Consider the following 17,407-nt stretch of genomic DNA (forward strand, 5'->3'; position numbering starts at 1 on the left):
GGGGTCGCCCCGGTACAACCAGTATCGGGGCGACCCTCCGCCCCTTGCGATCGCACGCACCGGACACCGCCGGGCCCGCCCTTCGGGCGGACGGCGCTGCTTTCGAAACACGCCCTAGCAGGTCCCGTCCGTCTCGCGTGGTCCGGACGGGTGGAACGGATACGCACAAGGGCCCGTACCCCCAACCGGGGTACGGGCCCTTCCGTAGGTCCGTGACGCGGTGCCGCGCGTCGGCTCAGGCAGCCTTGGCCTTCGTCGCGTACATGTCGACGTACTCCTGGCCGGACAGCCGCATCACCTCGGCCATCACTGAGTCCGTCACCGCCCGCAGCACATAGCGGTCGCGGTCCATGCCCTCGTAACGCGAGAACTCCATCGGCTCACCGAAGCGGACCGTGACCTTGCCCGGCCGGGGGACACCGGAGCCGCCCGGCTGGAGCTTGTCCGTACCGATCATCGCGAACGGCACGACCGGCGCACCCGTCATCAGCGTGAGCCGGGCGATGCCCGTACGGCCCCGGTAGAGGCGGCCGTCGGGGGAGCGGGTTCCCTCCGGGTAGATCGCGAAGGCCCTGCCCTCCTCCAGCACCCGGCGGCCCGTCATCAGCGCCGCGACACCGCCGCGGCCGCCGTCCCGGTCCACCGGGATCATGCCGACGCCCGTGAAGAACCAGGCCATCAGACGGCCCTTGAGTCCCTTGCCCGTGACGTACTCGTCCTTGCCGATGAAGAACACCGGGCGGTCGCAGCAGATCGGCATGATCATCGAGTCGATGAACGTGAGGTGGTTTCCCGCCAGGATCACCGGCCCGGATCCCGGAATGTTCTCGATGCCTTCCATCCGCGGCCGGAACATCAGGCGCAGGATCGGTCCGAGCACTGCCTTGATGAGTGCGAGTCGGGACAACGGTTCCTCCGGTGTAGTGGCCGGGCCGGCCGAGCGACGGATTGAGCGGTCCATGCAGGTGAGGACGATACTCGCGGGTGCTCGCTGATCGCACATCGGGTTCACGCGGCGGATACGCAGTGTTGACGTGTGTTTGCGCCATGTTGGCCCGGATGCCGCCGTCAGGACCGCGGCGCTGCCTACGCTCGGGCCTCGCTCCACAGGTGCCGGACATCATATGCGAGGAGTATTCATGACAGAGCGTGCACAGGCCATTCCCGGACGGCGGACCGTCATGGGCGCGGGAGCCGCCGTACTCGGTACCGCGGCCATCGGCCTGACCGGGGGGACGGCACGGGCCGCCGGGAACACCTCGGATCGGTCCGGTGGCCACGGCGGCGGCTTCGGGCACCGCCTCGACCTGCCGGTGCCGACCGTCATCGGACACCGGGGCACCAGCGGATACCGCCCCGAGCACACCCTCGGCTCGTACCGGCTGGCCCTCGACATGGGCGCGCACATCATCGAGCAGGACCTGGTGCCGACCAGGGACGGCCACCTCGTCTGCCGTCACGAGAACGACATCACCGCCACCACCGATGTGTCCGCCCACCCCGAGTTCGCGAGCCGCAGGACCACGAAGACGATCGACGGCATCCCGCTCACCGGCTGGTTCACCGAGGACTTCACCCTCGCCGAACTGAAGACGCTGCGCGCCAAGGAGCGCATCCCGGGCAACCGCCAGAAGAACACGCTGTACGACGGCCGCTGGGAGATCCCCACCTTCGAGGAGGTCCTGCGCTGGGCCGACCGCGAGGGCCGCAGGCGCGGGAAGCCCGTCTGGCTGTACGTCGAGACCAAGCACCCCACCTACTTCCGCGGCCTCGGCCTCGGCCTTGAGGAACGGCTCGTCAAGCTGCTGCGGCGCTACGACCGCCACCGCGCCCAGTCGCCGCTGATCCTCCAGTCCTTCGAACCCAGCAGCATCCAGCGGCTGTCGAAGCTCGTCGCCACTCCGCGCGTCGTCCTCCTCTCGGGCGCCGGAACCCAGCCCTGGGACTTCACGGCGACCGGAGACCCGCGCACCACCGACGACCTGGTGAAGCCCGCCGGCCTGAAGTGGATGGCGTCCTTCGCCCAGGGCATCGGCCCCACCCTGGACCTGATCATTCCCAAGGACGGCTCCGGCGGGCTCGGAGAACCCACCACCCTGGTACGCGACGCGCACGCCCAGGGGCTGATCCTGCACCCCTACACCATGCGCAACGAGAACACCTTCCTGCCCGCCGGCTTCCGGCGCGGCAGCGACCCCAACGCCTACGGGGACGCGTTCGGCGCCTTCGCCGCGTACTTCGCGACGGGCATCGACGGGATCTTCTCCGACAACCCGGACACGGCGCTGCTCGCGGCGGCGGACTTCACGGGCAAGTAGCGGGCCCGCCCCGGCCGATGGCCGCCGGCGGCACGGGCCCGTCAGCACCCGGCCGGGCGTGCCCCGGTCGGGTGGTGCTCGACCGGTTCGGCTACCGGCCGGCGCAGAAGCGCGTCGGGTGGGTGCATGACGCTTCTCGATCTTCCCTCGGCGCCGTCCATCCCGGCCCCCGCAGCCGTCGTCCGGACCCTGTATCCGCTGGTCAGCGCGGAGGCGGGCGCCGAGGCGGCGGCCTCGGCCACCGGTGCGGCCATCGACCCCGCCGATCTCGAACAGAGCGTCTGGCTGCGCCTGCTGGAGCGGCTGCCCGAGCAGGGGCCGCCGGCGGACGCCGCCCGCTGGGTGCGGGACACCGTGCGGGGGGAGGCCCGCCGGGCCCGCCGCACCGCCCGGCACGAACGGCCCTACCGTGACGAGGCCGTCCCCGATCCGGCCGGCTGCCCCGAGCGGGCGTTCGCCGGCGCCGACGAACGCCGGGTGCTGCGCGCGGCTGTGGACCGGCTCCCCGCCCGCTGCGCACGCCTGCTGAGCGCGCTGCTCGCCCCGAACGATCCCACCTACCGGGAAATCGCAGGGGAGTTGGGTATGTCACAGGGGAGTTTGGGTCCGATCCGTTCCCGATGCCTGGGATGTCTGCGCAGAATGCTGGCGGCGGAGGTTGTAGCTCCTGAACTGCGGGGAAAGGAGCGGTAGACAACCGGCGGATCAGATGAGCGGGAGGCATGCGCGGATGGGCATGAGCGTGATCATCTCGGCGGCGGGCACACAGGACGCCGAACAGATCTTGAAACTCCAGTACCTCTGTTTTCAGAGCGAGGCGGAGCTGTACGGGAACTACCGGATCGACCCGCTCGTCCAGACCCTCGACTCATTGCGCGCCGAGATCGCCACGAACCTGGTGTTCGTGGCACGGCTCGGTGAGGAAGTCGTCGGTTCGGTACGGGGATCAGCGGATCAGGACGGTGTCGGGGAGATCGGGCGGCTCTGCGTCCACCCCCGGCTCCAGGGGCACGGCCTCGGCGCCCGACTGCTGCGGGCGGCGGAGTCCGGACTCGCCGCCCAGCGGTCGGCCACCCGCTTCCGGCTGCACACCGGACACCTCAGCGAGAACAATCTGCGGCTCTACCGCCGGGCCGGTTACGCCCCCGTGGGCAACGCCACCGGCCAGGACGGTGTCCGGATGATCCTGCTGGAGAAGGAGGCCTCGGCCGCCGCGTACGTGACCAGCGCCTGACCCCCGACCGGCACCCGACCTCGACCGGTGTCTAAGCGGTCCTCGCGCGGCGCAGCCAGATCATCCCGGTGACCGGCAGGATCACCGGGATGAACAGGTAGCCCGTGCCGAAGTCCGACCAGACGGTGGCGTCCGCGAACGCGGACGGGTCGGCCAGCGTCCACGTCCCCACGACCAGTACCCCGGCGAGCTCGGCGGCGCAGCACACCAGCGCCGTCCTGCGCGCCTTCTCCCCGCCGCGCACCAGCGAATACGTGATGAAGCCGTAGACGAGCGCGGCCACGGCCGACAGCACATAGGCCAGTGGTGCCTTGCCGAAGTCCAGGATCATCTGGACGATCGAACGGGACGCCGCCGCCACGGTGAACACGCCGTAGAACCAGACCAGTACCCGGCCCGGACCGGTTCCCAGGTCGAAGGGCTGCTTCTCGCCGGTGGCTGCCGCGGGGGTGCGATCGGTGTCGGTCACGGTCAGTTTCCCCAGATGTCGTAGAGCCGTACTTCGAGAACGGCCAGCACGACCGCGCCCGCCGCCACCGTCACCGAACCCCACCGGGTCCGCTCGCTCAGTGACAGGAACCCCGCCGCCGGAACGGCGAGGAAGGCCCCGATCAGATACGCGATGAAGATGGTCATGCCTTGTTCCGGCCGCTCGCCGCGGGCCATCTGCACGATCCCCACCACCAGCTGGGCCAGCGCGAGCACCGAGACCACGGCCATCCCGATGAAGTGCCAGTCCTTGGTCGGCTGGTCCCGGTAGGCGGCGAATCCGCACCAGGCGGCGAGGGCGAGGGCGGCCACGCCGGCCGCGATCGTCAGGGCGTCAAGCATGAGCCGAGGGTATTACGGGCCGGACGGCCCGCCGAGTGCGCCCCCGCACCCGGGCGCCGGACAGGCCGCGGGGCGCGGAGCCGCACGCTTGAACAGGAAGCTCCACGCCGGCGCCCTGCCGTACGAGGACCGTGGCCTTGGCCACAGAACAGGACCGGTCCGGACTGGCGATCGATGGTGCCGCCGAGCGCCAGAAACCCACATCAATGCAGGTCACGGCGTTGCGCCTGGAAATTTCGAAGGCCTGCGGGGCGGCCCCGGAACACCATCCACGCTCGTCCGCTATTCGGACAGCCGGTCCGGGCGGAACGTTACGTCTGTTTTACTTTGGGACATGACCACGACGAGCAGCCGCATCCTTGCGACCGAGGCGATCACGACGCCCGGTGCTCGTTGTATGTGTCGAATGCGCGCCTTCTGAGGGCCCCCGCCCGAGCCTCGCGCCCCAAAGCGAGGACGAGTCTGTCCGAGCACGCTGCCCCGCGGTGAACCACCGCGCCGGGCCGTGCCGGGACCCCGCTCGAAACGTCCGATCGAACGTCCGAACAGTCTCACCGGACGAATGCCCCGTGCCCGGCGGACACCGCGCCGCGCACTCGACAGTGACGGAAACCCCTGTGATCACCACTACGGGCCTCACGAAGGTCTACCAGTCGCGCGACCGTGAGGTCACCGCTCTGGACGGCGTCGACCTGCATGTCCGCGAGGGCGAGGTGTACGGCGTCATCGGACAGAGCGGCGCCGGAAAATCATCCCTGATCCGCTGCGTCAACCTGCTGGAGCGCCCCACCTCGGGCACCGTGACCGTGGCCGGCCAGGACCTCACGGCCCTCGCGGGCCGGGGCCGCCGGGCCGGAAGGGAACTGCGCGAGGCGCGCAGCCGCATCGGCATGGTCTTCCAGCACTTCAACCTGCTGGCCTCCCGCACCGTCCAGGACAACGTCGAACTCCCGCTGGAGATCCTCGGCGTCGCCGGCCGCGAACGGTCCCGCAAGGCCCTCGAACTCCTCGACCTGGTCGGCCTCGCCGAGAAGGCCAAGGCGTACCCCGGTCAGCTCTCCGGCGGCCAGAAGCAGCGCGTCGGCATCGCCCGCGCGCTCGCCGGTGACCCCAAGGTGCTGCTCTCCGACGAGGCGACCTCGGCGCTGGACCCCGAGACCACCCGCTCCATCCTCCAGCTGCTGCGCGACCTCAATCAGCAGCTCGGCCTCACCGTCCTGCTCATCACGCACGAGATGGACGTCGTCAAGACGGTCTGTGACTCCGCCGCGCTGATGCGCAGGGGCCGCGTCGTCGAGTCCGGCACCGTGGGCGAACTGCTCGCCACCCCCGGCTCCGAACTCGCCCACGAACTGTTCCCGGTCGGCGGCAGCGCCTCCGGCCCCGACCGCACGGTCGTCGACGTCACCTTCCACGGCGAGGCCGCCGTCCGGCCGGTGATCTCGCAGCTCTCCCGCACGTACAACATCGACATCTCGATCCTGGGTGCGGCGATGGACACCGTCGGCGGCAAGCAGATCGGCCGGATGCGCATCGAGCTGCCCGGCCGGTTCGAGGAGAACGTCGTGCCCATCGGCTTCCTGCGCGAGCAGGGCCTGCAGGCCGAGCTCGTCGAAGACGCGGACGCCGCTCCCGCCCCCGCCCTCATCCCCGCACCGCTCACCAAGGAGGCGGCGAAGTGACCTGGTCCGAAATGCAGCCGCTGCTGACGCAGGGCACCGTCGACACCCTCTACATGGTGCTGTGGTCGGCGGCCGTCACCGTCCTGGTCGGACTGCCGCTCGGCGTCCTGCTCGTCCTCACCGACAAGGGCGGACTGCTGCAGAACACCCCGGTGAACAAGGTCATCGGCGTGATCGTGAACATCGGCCGCTCGCTGCCGTTCATCATCCTGCTGATCGCCCTGATCCCCTTCACCACCTGGGTCGTCGGCACCTTCATCGGCCCGACCGCGATGATCGTGCCGCTCGCCGTCGGCGCCATCCCGTTCTTCGCCCGGCTCGTCGAGACGGCGGTCCGCGAGGTCGATCACGGGCTCGTCGAGGCCGTCCAGTCCATGGGCGGATCCATCCCGACGATCGTCCGCAAGGTCCTGCTGCCGCAGGCGCTGCCGTCCCTCGTCTCCGGTGTCACCACCACCCTCATCGTGCTCATCGGCTACTCCGCGATGGCCGGCGCGGTCGGCGGCGAAGGACTCGGCTCCAAGGCCGTCACCTACGGATTCCAGCGCTTCGACAACCAGTTCATGCTCATCACCGTCGCGCTGCTGATCGTCATCGTGACCGTGATCCAGCTGATCGGCGACGGAGCCGTACGCCTGCTGGCCCGCCGGGGCCGCAGCACCTCCTGAGACTTTCCCTCCCCACAGCCCGCACTCCTTGTCCGGGCGTACCACCATCACCATCCGAAAGAGGCACTCTTCGTGCGCAAGAACATCAAGATCACCGCGGCTGCCGCCGCCACTGCCGCGCTCGCCTTCGGCCTCACCGCCTGCGGCACGGACTCCGACCCGGCGTCCAAGAGCGAGACCGGCGCCAAGGCCGACACCTCCAAGGCCCTCGTCGTCGCCGCGTCACCGACGCCGCACGCCGACATCCTGAACTTCGTCAGCAAGAACCTGGCGGCCGAGGCCGGCCTCAAGCTGGAGGTCAAGGAGTTCACGGACTACGTCCTGCCGAACACCGCCACCGAGACCGGCCAGGTCGACGCCAACTTCTTCCAGCACCAGCCATACCTCGACGACTTCAACGAGAAGAACAACACCCACCTGGTCTCCGTCGGCACCGTGCACCTGGAGCCCCTCGGCCTCTACTCCAAGAAGGTCAAGGACCTGGGCGACATCAAGTCGGGCCAGACCATCGCCGTACCGAACGACACCACCAACGAGGGCCGGGCGCTCCAGCTGCTCGCGGGCAACGGCCTGATCACCCTCAAGGACGGCGTCGGCACCAGCGCCAAGCTGAGCGACATCACCGACAAGAAGGGCCTCAAGTTCAAGGAGCTGGAGGCCGCGACCGTCCCCCGCGCCCTGAACGACGTCGACGCCGCCGTCATCAACGGCAACTACGCCATCGAGGCCGAGCTCAAGCCCGCCAAGGACGCCCTGGCCCTCGAAAAGGCCGACGGCAACCCGTACGCCAACATCGTCGCCGTGAAGAAGGGCAACGAGAAGGACGCCCGCGTCCAGAAGCTCGTGAAGCTCCTCCACTCCGACGAGGTCAAGAAGTTCATCGAGGACAGCTACCAGGGCTCGGTCATCCCGGCCTTCGGTTCCGCAGCCAAGTCCTGACCCCGGCACGGCACTTGCCCGAGGAGCCCCGCACACCCCGGCCGGGTGCGCGGGGCTCCGTCGTGCGGACCCGCCCATGCACAAGGCCCGCCCGATGCTGCATGCTGTGCCTTTACACGGTCTTCGGCATGGAGCTGCGCATGACTTCCACCTTTCCGGACATCTCCATCAGCACGGATCGGTTGGTGCTGCGCCCCTTCGACATGACGGACGTCCCCGCGTACATCGAGATGATGAACGACGAACTCGTCACCGCCTGGACCGAGGCACCCCACCCCTACGCCCAGGTCGACGCCGAACGCTGGGTCCGCAGGATCGCCCCCGCGCAGCGCACCAAGGGTGACGGCATCGTCTTCGCCGTCACCGAGTTCCTCACCCAGCGCCTCGTCGGCTCGGTCCGGCTGCACAACACCGACTGGCGGACCCTGGCCACCGAGGCCGCCTACATCACCGCCCCCTGGGCGCGCGGCGAGGGATACGCCACCGAGTCCGTGCTGGCGCTCGCCCAGTGGCTCTTCCGCGACCAGGGCTTCGAGCGGCTGGAGCTGCGCACCGCCGCCGACAACACCGCCTCCCAGCAGGTCGCGCAGAAGATCGGCTGCATCAGCGAGGGAATCCTGCGCAACGCCCGCATAGCCCGCTCACAGACCGAGGACGGAGGATGGGCCGACATCAGGACCGATCTGATCGTCTGGGGCCTGCTTCCCGAGGACCTGGAGGGAGTCGCCGAGCAGCTCGCCGACGCCGGTGGATACGGTACGTACAACGACTGGAACTGACCCTTCCCGGCCCGGCGCCGCACCGGCACGCACCAGGTGATCCCGCCGTGACCGCCCTGGGGCGACCAGCCCCGCCTGCAACAACTCCAGGAGACTGACAACAGATGGCCGACCGGGTCACAGTGATCGGCTGGGACGGCTCACCACTGAACAGAGCGGCCACCGCCGCGCTCTCGGCCGCCACACTCGTCGCCGGAGCCGCCCACCACCTCGCACTGCCCGAAGTGCCGCACACCGCGGAACGGATCCGGCTCGGCTCGATCGACCTGGCCGCCCGGCGGATCGCCGGCCACCGCGGCAGCGCCGTGGTCCTCGCCGACGGCGACCCGGGATTCTTCGGAGCCGTACGCAGCCTGCGCGCCCCCGAACACGGCCTCGAAGTCGAAGTGGTGCCCGCGGTCTCCGCCGTCGCCACCGCCTTCGCCCGCGCCGGTATGCCGTGGGAGGACGCCCAGACCGTCGTCGCCCACCCCCGCACCCTGCGCCGCGCGGTGAACGTCTGCCGCGCCCACCACAAGGTCGCCGTCCTCACCTCGCCCGGCGCCGGACCGGCCGAACTCGCTCTGCTGCTCGAAGGCGTCCACCGCACGTTCGTCATCTGCGAGGAACTCGGCACCACCCGCGAACAGGTCACCGTCGTCACCTCCGAGAAGGCCGCCGACCACGTCTGGCGCGACCCCAACGTCGTCATCGTCATCGGCGGCGGCCCCGAACGGCGGGCCGACGGAGCGTGGATCGCGGGCCGCCACCCCGCCTACCCCCAGGGCGTACGGGGCTGGGCGCTGCCCGCCGGTGCCTACCGGGGTGACGGGCCGGCCCCCGCGGGGGAGAGCGGCGAGGGCGAGTCCCCGGGGCTGCGTGCCGCCCAACTCGCCCACCTCGGGCCCCGGACCGGCGACCTGGTCTGGGACATCGGCTCCGGCAGCGGGGCCCTGGCCGTGGAGGCGGCCCGGTTCGGCGCGGCGGTCCTGGCCGTGGACGGCGACCCGGACGCCTGCGCCCGTACCGCGGCGGCGGCTCGGGCCTTCGGGGTCCAGCTCCAGGTGGTCCAGGGGCGCGCCCCGCACGTGCTGGAACGGCTGCCCGAGCCCGATGTCGTACGGATCGGGGGCGGCGGCGTCCCCGTCGTCACCGCCGTCGCCGACCGCAGGCCGGAGCGGATCGTGACCCATGCCTCCACCCGGGACGAGGCCGAGGCGCTGGGCGCCGCCCTCGCCGAGAACGGATACACGGTCGCCTGCTCGCTCCTGCAGTCCGTCGAACTCGACACGTCCGCATGGTCGGAGCGCGAACGCTCGGTCGTCTTTCTGCTGTCCGCACTGCGGTCGGACCTCGCCCCCTGACCCTGCCGGCACACGGCGGGAGGTAGGCTGGCCGATCGTTGCACCGCGCCCGGATCATCGTCGCTTCGTTCGTCAATGTCCGGAAAAGGGGACCGTTTTGGCCCTCGTTGTGGTACGGCAGAACCGGGGGACGCGCAACGTGGCGCAGTCCACAGCGAGCCGTGGCGAAATGAGCTGCCGCGGCGGCGAACGACCGCGAGAATGCAGTATGTCCGCGACCGTTTCGTGCCGCGCGGCGCGCCCGCTCGTTCCACTGGACGAGCGCCTGTGTGCCGTGTTCGGGCGTCCCGGGCGAAGGGCCGAAGGAGCACTGACGATGGGCGAGGGGTACGCATGAGTGACACCGGCCAGATCCCGGGCGAGGGACTGCCGGAGAACGCAGGCATGGTGGAGCAGCCGGGCGTCCCCGCCCCGGACGCCTACACCTTCCTCGATCCCTCCGAGCACACGTCCGAGGACGATGACCTTCTGCTGATGCCGAGCCCCCAGGGCGCCTGGAGCGAGCCGCAGGCCGTCCCGGTGCCCGGCCAGTTCCCGGACGACACGGCCACACAGGCCCCCGCGCCCGAGCAGGGCGGCTACCAGCCCCGGCCCGCCGCGCAGCACGAGTCCCGGCTGTCGGGCGACAACCCGGTACAGACGCAGGGCCCGGTACAGACGCAGGGCCCGGTGCAGCTCCAGGAGCAGCAGGCCCCGGTCCAGGTTCCGGCGTACGCCATGCAGGCTCCAGCCGAGCCGCTGCCGCGGACCGGCCAGGGGACCCATGAGTCCGGCGGCCGCGACTCGGGCGCCGTCGACCTCAGCGGCGTACGTATCCCCTCGCCCGTCCCCGCACCGGCGCAGGTCCAGGTGCCGGTGGCCCAGACCCAGGCGCCCGTGCGCCGGCCGCTGCACCGCGGCCCGGCCTCGCCCGAGTCGGGACCGGCCTACGGCGGAACCTCGGGCGGCGGCGTGGTCCGTTCGCTCGCCGACCGGGGCCCGGCGGGTGTGCGGCAGGCCCAGGTCCAGGCTCCGGCGCCCGCGCCCGCACGGCACGCGGGACCGGCCACCGCCGAGCCCGAGTACTTCGAGATGACGGCTGAGGAGTCGGCCGCCCTGCCGGGCCCGCAGCTCGGTGTGATCCCGCCGCAGGGCGTGAACGAGTGGGCGGCCCAGGCACCGCAGCAGGCCGCCGCACCGGTCGCGGTGGAAGCGGAAGCGTCGCCTGCGGAGCCGGGCACTGCGGAGCCGGGCTCTGCGGAGCCGGGCACTGCGCAAGCGCAGCCGGCAGAAACGGTCGTCCCGGAGCCGGCGGCCGCCGAGCCCGTGCCGGCGGCGCAGCCCGTCGAGCCCGCGCCGGTTCCGCTTGAGGAGCCCGTACCGGTGCCGGCCGAGGTCGAGGCGGAGCTTCCGGCCGAGACCCCGTCGGAGACGGCACCGGCGCCGGTTGAGGCTGTTGTCGACGTGGCGCCGGCCGAGGCGGCACCCGTCGACGCGACTCCTGCCGACGCGACTCCTGCCGACGTGGCACCGGCCGAGGCGGCACCCGTCGACGCGGCTCCTGCCGACGTGGCACCGGCAGACGTGGCACCGGTCGAGCCGGCCGTCCCGCACCCGGCCCCGGCGCCCGTCGTCGAGCAGCCGGTGGAGCCCGTCGCGGTCGTGGAGGCCGCGCCCGAGGGACGGGCGATCGTCATGGAGCCCGTGGTGGTCGAGGCGGCGGAGAGCGCCGAGAGCGCCGAGACCGCCGTTCCGGAGCCCGTGGCCGAGCTGGAGACACCGCCGGAGCCGGAGCTTGAAACCGGCCCGGAGGTCATCGAGACCCCGGACTTGACGGACGGCACCGACACCGCTCCGGCACAGCCGCCGGAGACCGAGCAGGCCGCCGAACCGGCTGAACCGATCGAACCGACCGAACCGGTCGTACCGCAGAACGCCCCGGATCCCGTACAGCCGGAGGCCGTGAGCGGCACGCCGGCCGCGGACGCTCCCGAAACGGCCGAAGTACCCGAAGCGCCCGAAGCGCCCGAAGCACCCGACGTTCCGGAGGCAGGGGCGGCGGAGGCCGAAGAGGTGGTCGTCACGTCGCCGCCCGCCCCCGGCTACGACGACGCCGAGCGCGAGGCCGTACTGCGCGTCATGCGGGAACGCCGCGACATCCGCAACGGTTTCCGCAGCGACCCGATCCCGCACGAGGTGCTTCTGCGCGTCCTGGAAGCCGCGCACACCGCGCCCAGCGTCGGGCACTCGCAGCCCTGGGACTTCGTCGTCATCCGTTCCGCGGAGACCCGCCGTTCCATGCACGAACTGGCGCAGCGCCAGCGTGAGGCGTATGCGAAGTCGCTCCCCAAGGCGCGGGCGAAGCAGTTCAAGGAACTGAAGATCGAGGCGATGCTCGACACCCCGGTCAACATCGTCGTCACCGCCGACCCCACCCGCGGCGGCCGCCACACCCTCGGTCGGCACACCCAGCCGCAGATGGCCCCGTACTCCTCGGCGCTCGCCGTCGAGAACCTGTGGCTCGCCGCCCGCGCCGAGGGGCTCGGCGTCGGCTGGGTCAGCTTCTTCGACGAGCGCGAGATGGTCCGGTCCCTCGGCCTGCCCGAGCACCTCGAAGTCGTCGCTTACCTGTGTGTCGGTTACGTGGACGAGTTCCCGGAGGAGCCCGAGCTGATGCAGGCGGGCTGGTCCAAGCGCCGCCCGCTGTCGTGGGTCGTCCACGAGGAGACGTACGGCCGCCGCGCCCTGCCCGGCGAGGAGCCGCACGACTTGTTGCAGGAGACCATCTCCAACATCCGGCCCCTGGACGCCAAGGCGCTCGGTGAGGCCTGGGAGCGCCAGAAGCGGATGACCAAGCCGGCCGGTGCGCTCGGCATGCTGGAGATCATCTCGGCGCAGCTGTCCGGGCTCTCCCGGATCTGCCCGCCGCCGATCCCGGAGCCCGCTGCCGTCGCGATCTTCGCCGGCGACCACGGGGTGCACGCCCAGGGCGTCACGGCCTGGCCCCAGGAGGTGACCGGCCAGATGGTCGCCAACTTCCTCGGCGGCGGCGCGGTCTGCAACGCCTTCGCGGCCCAGGTCGGCGCCGAGGTGTGCGTGGTCGATGTCGGGGTGGCCTCGGAGCTGCCCGCGACGCCCGGCCTGCTGCCCCGCAAGGTGCGCGCCGGCACGGCCGACTTCACGACCGGCCCCGCACTCACCCGTGAGGAGGTCCTCGCGGCGATCGAGGTCGGTATCGAGACCGCCCGCGATCTGGTCGCGGCGGGCAACAAGGGCCTGCTCACCGGTGAGATGGGCATCGCCAACACCACGGCGTCGGCCGCCCTGATCTGTGTGTACACCGGGATGGACGCGGCAGAGGTGACCGGTCGCGGTACCGGCATCAACGACGAGATGCACGCCCGCAAGGTCGACGTGGTCCGCCGTGCGCTCGACCTGCACCAGCCGGACCCGGCCGACCCGATCGGCGTACTCGCGGCCGTCGGCGGCCTGGAGCACGCGGCTATGGCGGGGTTCCTCCTGGGCGGGGCCTCGCTCCGTACGCCGGTCATCCTCGACGGCGTCAGCGCGGGCGCCGCGGCCCTGGTGGCACGCGCCATCGCACCGGAAGCCCTGGCGGCCTGCATCGCGGGCCACCGCAGCGCCGAGCCCGGCCACGTCGCCGCGCTCAACAAGCTGGGCCTGCGTCCGCTCGTCGACCTGGACCTCCGTCTGGGTGAGGGGACCGGCGCACTGCTGGCGCTGCCGATCGTGCAGAGCGCGGCCCGCGCGATGCACGAGGTGGCGACGTTCGACTCGGCGGGCGTCACGGAGAAGTAGCGGCACGGCGGCGGGGGTTTTCGGGGCGCGCTGCTCCCGAAAACCCCCGCCCCTCAATCGCCGCAGGGCGCAAAGGCCGGCCTCGCCGGAGCCCGCCCACCCCGTATCGTGAACCCCGCCCCACAACCGCGCACGTCACAGCCGCTCCATCGCCGCAGCGGCCCGCACACCGCACCGCACGAGGAGCCCGCACAGCCATGGCCGAGCACGCCGTTCACCCCGCGTACCCCGTCGGACTGCGCCTGAGCGGACGCCGCGTAGTCGTCGTCGGTGGCGGCCAGGTCGCGCAGCGCCGCCTCCCCGCCCTCATCGCCGCCGGGGCGGACATCGTCCTCGTGTCACCGTCCGCCACCCCCTCCGTCGAGGCGATGGCGGATGCGGGCGAGATCCGCTGGGAGCGCAGGGTGTACGCCGACGGGGACCTGACGGACACCTGGTACGCGCTCATCGCGTCCGACGACACCGCGGCCAACGACGCCGCCTCCGCCGAGGCCGAGCGCACCCGCACTTGGTGCGTCCGCAGCGACGACGCGGACGCCGCCACCGCCTGGACCCCCGCCACCGGCCGCAGCGAGGGCGTCACCGTCGCCGTGCTCACCACGGACGGGCAGGGCCGCGACCCGCGCCACTCCGCCGCCGTCCGCGACGCCATCGTCGAGGGCCTGCGCGACGGCACCCTCGCCGCACCCCACCACCGCACCCGGACCCCCGGCGTCGCCCTGGTCGGCGGCGGCCCGGGGGACCCCGACCTGATCACCGTCCGCGGCCGCCGCCTCCTCGCCGAGGCCGACGTCGTCATCGCCGACCGGCTCGGCCCGCGCGACCTGCTGGACGAACTCCCCCCGCACGTCGAGGTGATCGACGCCGCCAAGATCCCGTACGGCCGCTTCATGGCGCAGGAGGCGATCAACAACGCGCTGATCGAGCACGCCAAGGCCGGCAAGGCCGTCGTCCGGCTCAAGGGCGGCGACCCGTTCGTCTTCGGGCGCGGCATGGAGGAGGCCCAGGCGCTCGCCGCCGAGGGCATCGCGTGCACCGTCGTCCCCGGCATCTCCAGCTCGATCTCGGTGCCGGGCGCGGCCGGCATCCCGGTGACCCACCGCGGGGTCGCCCACGAGTTCACCGTGGTCAGCGGCCATGTCGCCCCCGACGACGAGCGTTCGCTGGTCGACTGGGCGGCTGTCGCCCAGCTTCGCGGCACCCTGGTCCTCCTGATGGCCGTCGACAAGATCGGCGCCATCGCCCGTGCGCTCATGGACCACGGCAAGTCCCCCGAGACCCCGGTCGCACTGGTCCAGGAAGGGACCACGGCCGCCCAGCGCCGCGTCGACGCGACGCTCGCGACCGTCGCCGAGCGGGCCGCGGCGGAGGAAGTGCGCCCACCGGCCGTCATCGTCATCGGCGACGTCGTCGCGGTCGGCCCCGCCGCCGCGGCACCCACCGCCCAGTGACCATCGGTAGCGGATCTTCCTCCAGACCGTTGGCACCACACACCGGACAAGGCAGTATCAACCTGTGGCTGATCTCATCACCGTCGATGACCCCGACGACCCCCGACTGCGCGACTACACCGGCCTGACCGACGTCGAGCTGCGGCGCAGGCGAGAGCCCGCCGAGGGTCTCTTCATCGCCGAGGGCGAGAAGGTGATCAGACGCGCCAGGCAGGCCGGGTACGAGATGCGGTCCATGCTGCTGTCGGCGAAGTGGGTCGACCTGATGCGCGACGTCATCGACGAGGTCCCGGCCCCCGTGTACGCGGTCAGCCCGGAGCTCGCCGAGCGTGTCACCGGCTACCACGTGCACCGCGGCGCCCTCGCCTCGATGCAGCGCAAACCGCTGCCGGCCGCCGACGAACTGCTGCGCACCACCCGCCGCGTGGTCGTCATGGAGGCCGTCAACGACCACACGAACATCGGTGCGATCTTCCGCAGCGCCGCCGCCCTCGGCATGGACGCCGTCCTGCTCTCCCCGGACTGCGCCGACCCGCTGTACCGGCGCTCCGTCAAGGTCTCGATGGGCGCGGTCTTCTCCGTGCCGTACGCCCGGCTCGACACCTGGCCCAAGGCTCTGGAGACCGTACGGGAGGCGGGCTTCAAGCTGCTGGCCCTGACGCCCGATGAGAAGGCCAGCAGCATCGAGGAGGCGGCGCCGCACCGGATGGACCAGGTGGCCCTGATGCTCGGGGCCGAGGGCGACGGACTGTCCACCCAGGCCCTCGTCGCCGCCGACGAATGGGTGCGTATCCCGATGGCCCACGGCGTCGACTCGCTGAACGTGGGTGCGGCGGCCGCGGTCGCCTTCTACGCCGTCGCCACCGGCCGCCCGGAGAGCTGAGCCGTGATCCGGAGGTCCCGGCGGGGACGGGGCTACTGCCCGCCCTGCCCCTGAACCGCGGTCCGGCTGTGGCTCGCGCCCAGGCCGCGGGCCGGCCCCTGGCAGCCCTGGGCGGCCGCGATGCCCAGCGCCACCAGCAGCGTCACCACGACGAAGACGACGAGCCGCTGCCGCAGCAGCCGGGGGTTGGCGGGACGCCGTCCGGTCGAGGTGGTACGGGTCCCGGGCCGGGTGCCCGGCCTGCCGTTCGTCCCGTTCGCACCCTGCGGCCGCTTACCGGAACCCGTCGTGCCGCGCGGCTGCCGGTCCCGTCGTGAACCCCCGGTGCGGGGCGAGGCGGGACGCGGCGGCGCGGTCTGCCTGTTCTGCGGGCGCGACACCGGGGCGGGCCCGGCCGCACGGCGGGTCTGCTGCTCGGTGTACGGGCCGTCGAGGCGGCCCGTCGGCCGGTCGGCCTCCTGTGCGGAGCGCTGCGCCGGCGGCCGGCTCTCGTGCAGCCCCTGTGCTTCCCGCGCCGCGATCTCCTTGAGCCGCATGGAGAGTTGGAGCGTGCTCGGCCGCTCCTCCGGGTCCTTCGCCAGACAGGCGCTCACCAGCGGAGCGAGCGCGTCGTGCACGTCGTACAACTGCGGTTCCTCGTGCACCACGCGGTAGAGCATCACCTCGGAACTGCCGTGCCCGAAAGGCGAATCGGCCATCGCCGCGTACGCCAGCGTGGCGCCGAGCGAGAAGACGTCAGTCGCAGGCGTCACCGTCGCGCCCCGCACCTGCTCGGGCGCGAGGAACCCCGGCGAACCCACCGCCGTACCGACGTGCGTGAGGGTGGACGCCCCGGTCGCCCAGGCGATCCCGAAGTCGATGATGCGCGGGCCCTTGGGGGAGAGGAGGATGTTCGACGGCTTCAGGTCACGGTGGACGACACCCGCCTCGTGCACCGCCACCAGGCCCTCGGAGAGCGCCGCCCCGATCGAGGCCACCTCGGCGGCCGACAGCGGACCCTCCTCGGCCACCTTGTCGTGCAGCGAGGGCCCCGGGACGTACTGCGTGGCGAACCACGGGCGCTCCGCCTCCAGATCGGCGGCGACCAGCCGGGCCGTGCAGCCCCCGCGGATCCGCCGGGCCGCGGACACCTCGCGGGCGAACCGCGAGCGGAACTCCTGGTCCTCCGCCAGATCCGGGCGGATCACCTTGAGCGCCACCCGCTGGCCGCGCCGGTCCGAACCGAGGTAGACGACACCCATGCCGCCCGCCCCGAGCCGCCGGTGCAGCCTGAACGAACCGACGACACGCGGGTCCTCGCGCCGGAGCCGCATCATCGCCATGTCTGCCCATCCCCGCTGCCTGGTCCGCCTGACGAGGCACAGCTTACGTACCCGCCGCCCGGGGTGCTCAGAGGCCGCGCCCTCGCCGGCGAATCGATTGTCAGTGCCGGGTGGGAAACTTGAGGAGTGGTCAGGGAGCCGCGGATCCAGGCGCCCGGT

At 71.8% G+C, this 17,407-nt stretch carries 15 protein-coding genes; 11 read left to right on the forward strand and 4 right to left on the reverse strand.

From position 1 onward, the window contains the following. Positions 1-235: 235 nt before the first annotated feature. Positions 236-907: a lysophospholipid acyltransferase family protein gene (locus tag AB0I52_RS19870; RefSeq protein ID WP_363074297.1), complete on the reverse strand. Its 672-nt coding sequence runs from the start codon at positions 905-907 to the stop codon at positions 236-238. 232 nt (positions 908-1,139) lie between these two features. On the opposite strand from AB0I52_RS19870, the gene AB0I52_RS19875 reads away from it, so the two are divergent. The 3 genes from AB0I52_RS19875 (at position 1,140) to AB0I52_RS19885 (ending at position 3,552) form a co-directional block, all read left to right on the forward strand. After that, complete coding sequence (locus AB0I52_RS19875; RefSeq protein WP_363074299.1) at positions 1,140-2,318, forward strand: glycerophosphodiester phosphodiesterase; 1,179 nt, start codon at positions 1,140-1,142, stop codon at positions 2,316-2,318. 126 nt (positions 2,319-2,444) lie between these two features. Further along, a complete protein-coding gene (locus AB0I52_RS19880) occupies positions 2,445-3,011 on the forward strand; it encodes a sigma-70 family RNA polymerase sigma factor (protein WP_363074301.1) in 567 nt (188 codons plus the stop codon). Positions 3,012-3,048: 37 nt separating this feature from the next. Continuing rightward, positions 3,049-3,552, forward strand: a complete 504-nt coding sequence (locus AB0I52_RS19885) for a GNAT family N-acetyltransferase (RefSeq protein ID WP_363074445.1) — start codon at positions 3,049-3,051, stop codon at positions 3,550-3,552. A gap of 31 nt (positions 3,553-3,583) precedes the next feature. Here the strand turns inward: AB0I52_RS19885 and AB0I52_RS19890 are convergent, their stop codons facing one another. Both AB0I52_RS19890 and AB0I52_RS19895 read right to left on the reverse strand, forming a co-directional pair. Continuing rightward, positions 3,584-4,021, reverse strand: coding sequence for a hypothetical protein (locus AB0I52_RS19890; protein WP_363074303.1), 438 nt, complete (start codon positions 4,019-4,021; stop codon positions 3,584-3,586). 2 nt (positions 4,022-4,023) lie between these two features. Next, positions 4,024-4,383 carry a hypothetical protein gene (locus tag AB0I52_RS19895; protein WP_363074305.1) on the reverse strand — a complete coding sequence of 120 codons (360 nt, stop codon included), beginning with the start codon at positions 4,381-4,383 and terminating at the stop codon, positions 4,024-4,026. Between the two features lie 617 nt (positions 4,384-5,000). Between AB0I52_RS19895 and AB0I52_RS19900 the strand changes: the two genes are divergently transcribed. From AB0I52_RS19900 to AB0I52_RS19935, 8 genes are all read left to right on the forward strand, one after another. Next, positions 5,001-6,065, forward strand: a complete 1,065-nt coding sequence (locus AB0I52_RS19900) for an ATP-binding cassette domain-containing protein (protein ID WP_363074307.1) — start codon at positions 5,001-5,003, stop codon at positions 6,063-6,065. Then, positions 6,062-6,733, forward strand: a complete 672-nt coding sequence (locus AB0I52_RS19905; RefSeq protein WP_363074309.1) for a methionine ABC transporter permease — start codon at positions 6,062-6,064, stop codon at positions 6,731-6,733. Before AB0I52_RS19900 ends, AB0I52_RS19905 begins: the two co-directional genes overlap by 4 nt. 72 nt (positions 6,734-6,805) lie before the next feature. Further along, positions 6,806-7,672 (forward strand): MetQ/NlpA family ABC transporter substrate-binding protein, encoded by an 867-nt coding sequence (locus AB0I52_RS19910; protein ID WP_363074311.1) that lies wholly within the window; start codon positions 6,806-6,808, stop codon positions 7,670-7,672. 101 nt (positions 7,673-7,773) lie between these two features. After that, positions 7,774-8,451: a GNAT family N-acetyltransferase gene (locus tag AB0I52_RS19915; protein ID WP_363074313.1), complete on the forward strand. Its 678-nt coding sequence runs from the start codon at positions 7,774-7,776 to the stop codon at positions 8,449-8,451. A gap of 104 nt (positions 8,452-8,555) precedes the next feature. Further along, on the forward strand, positions 8,556-9,794 hold the full coding sequence (gene cbiE, locus AB0I52_RS19920; protein ID WP_363074315.1) for a precorrin-6y C5,15-methyltransferase (decarboxylating) subunit CbiE: 1,239 nt from the start codon (positions 8,556-8,558) through the stop codon (positions 9,792-9,794). A gap of 333 nt (positions 9,795-10,127) precedes the next feature. Continuing rightward, positions 10,128-13,592 carry a nicotinate-nucleotide--dimethylbenzimidazole phosphoribosyltransferase gene (gene cobT / locus AB0I52_RS19925; RefSeq protein WP_363074317.1) on the forward strand — a complete coding sequence of 1,155 codons (3,465 nt, stop codon included), beginning with the start codon at positions 10,128-10,130 and terminating at the stop codon, positions 13,590-13,592. Between the two features lie 197 nt (positions 13,593-13,789). Then, entirely contained in the window at positions 13,790-15,043 is a 1,254-nt protein-coding gene (cobA, locus tag AB0I52_RS19930) for a uroporphyrinogen-III C-methyltransferase (protein ID WP_363074319.1), read from the forward strand. A 64-nt stretch (positions 15,044-15,107) separates the two neighbouring features. Beyond that, entirely contained in the window at positions 15,108-15,926 is an 819-nt protein-coding gene (locus AB0I52_RS19935) for an RNA methyltransferase (protein ID WP_024490659.1), read from the forward strand. Positions 15,927-15,958: 32 nt separating this feature from the next. On the opposite strand, the gene AB0I52_RS19940 is transcribed toward AB0I52_RS19935, so the two are convergent. Further along, on the reverse strand, positions 15,959-17,248 hold the full coding sequence (locus AB0I52_RS19940; protein ID WP_363074321.1) for a protein kinase: 1,290 nt from the start codon (positions 17,246-17,248) through the stop codon (positions 15,959-15,961). Positions 17,249-17,407 lie beyond the last annotated feature (159 nt).

It is taken from the genome of Streptomyces sp. NPDC050423, assembly GCF_040655445.1.
Lineage (GTDB): Bacteria > Actinomycetota > Actinomycetes > Streptomycetales > Streptomycetaceae > Streptomyces.

Excerpts from the sequence above, each read along its gene's own strand:
- AB0I52_RS19875 (WP_363074299.1), top strand. The coding sequence starts at position 1,140 with ATGACAGAGCGTGCACAGGCCATTCCCGGACGGCGGACCGTCATGGGC.
- AB0I52_RS19880 (WP_363074301.1), top strand. The coding sequence starts at position 2,445 with ATGACGCTTCTCGATCTTCCCTCGGCGCCGTCCATCCCGGCCCCCGCA.
- AB0I52_RS19885 (WP_363074445.1), top strand. The coding sequence starts at position 3,049 with ATGGGCATGAGCGTGATCATCTCGGCGGCGGGCACACAGGACGCCGAA.
- AB0I52_RS19895 (WP_363074305.1), bottom strand. The coding sequence starts at position 4,383 with ATGCTTGACGCCCTGACGATCGCGGCCGGCGTGGCCGCCCTCGCCCTC.
- AB0I52_RS19915 (WP_363074313.1), top strand. The coding sequence starts at position 7,774 with ATGCTGTGCCTTTACACGGTCTTCGGCATGGAGCTGCGCATGACTTCC.
- cbiE (WP_363074315.1), top strand. The coding sequence starts at position 8,556 with ATGGCCGACCGGGTCACAGTGATCGGCTGGGACGGCTCACCACTGAAC.
- cobT (WP_363074317.1), top strand. The coding sequence starts at position 10,128 with ATGAGTGACACCGGCCAGATCCCGGGCGAGGGACTGCCGGAGAACGCA.
- cobA (WP_363074319.1), top strand. The coding sequence starts at position 13,790 with ATGGCCGAGCACGCCGTTCACCCCGCGTACCCCGTCGGACTGCGCCTG.
- AB0I52_RS19940 (WP_363074321.1), bottom strand. The coding sequence starts at position 17,248 with ATGGCGATGATGCGGCTCCGGCGCGAGGACCCGCGTGTCGTCGGTTCG.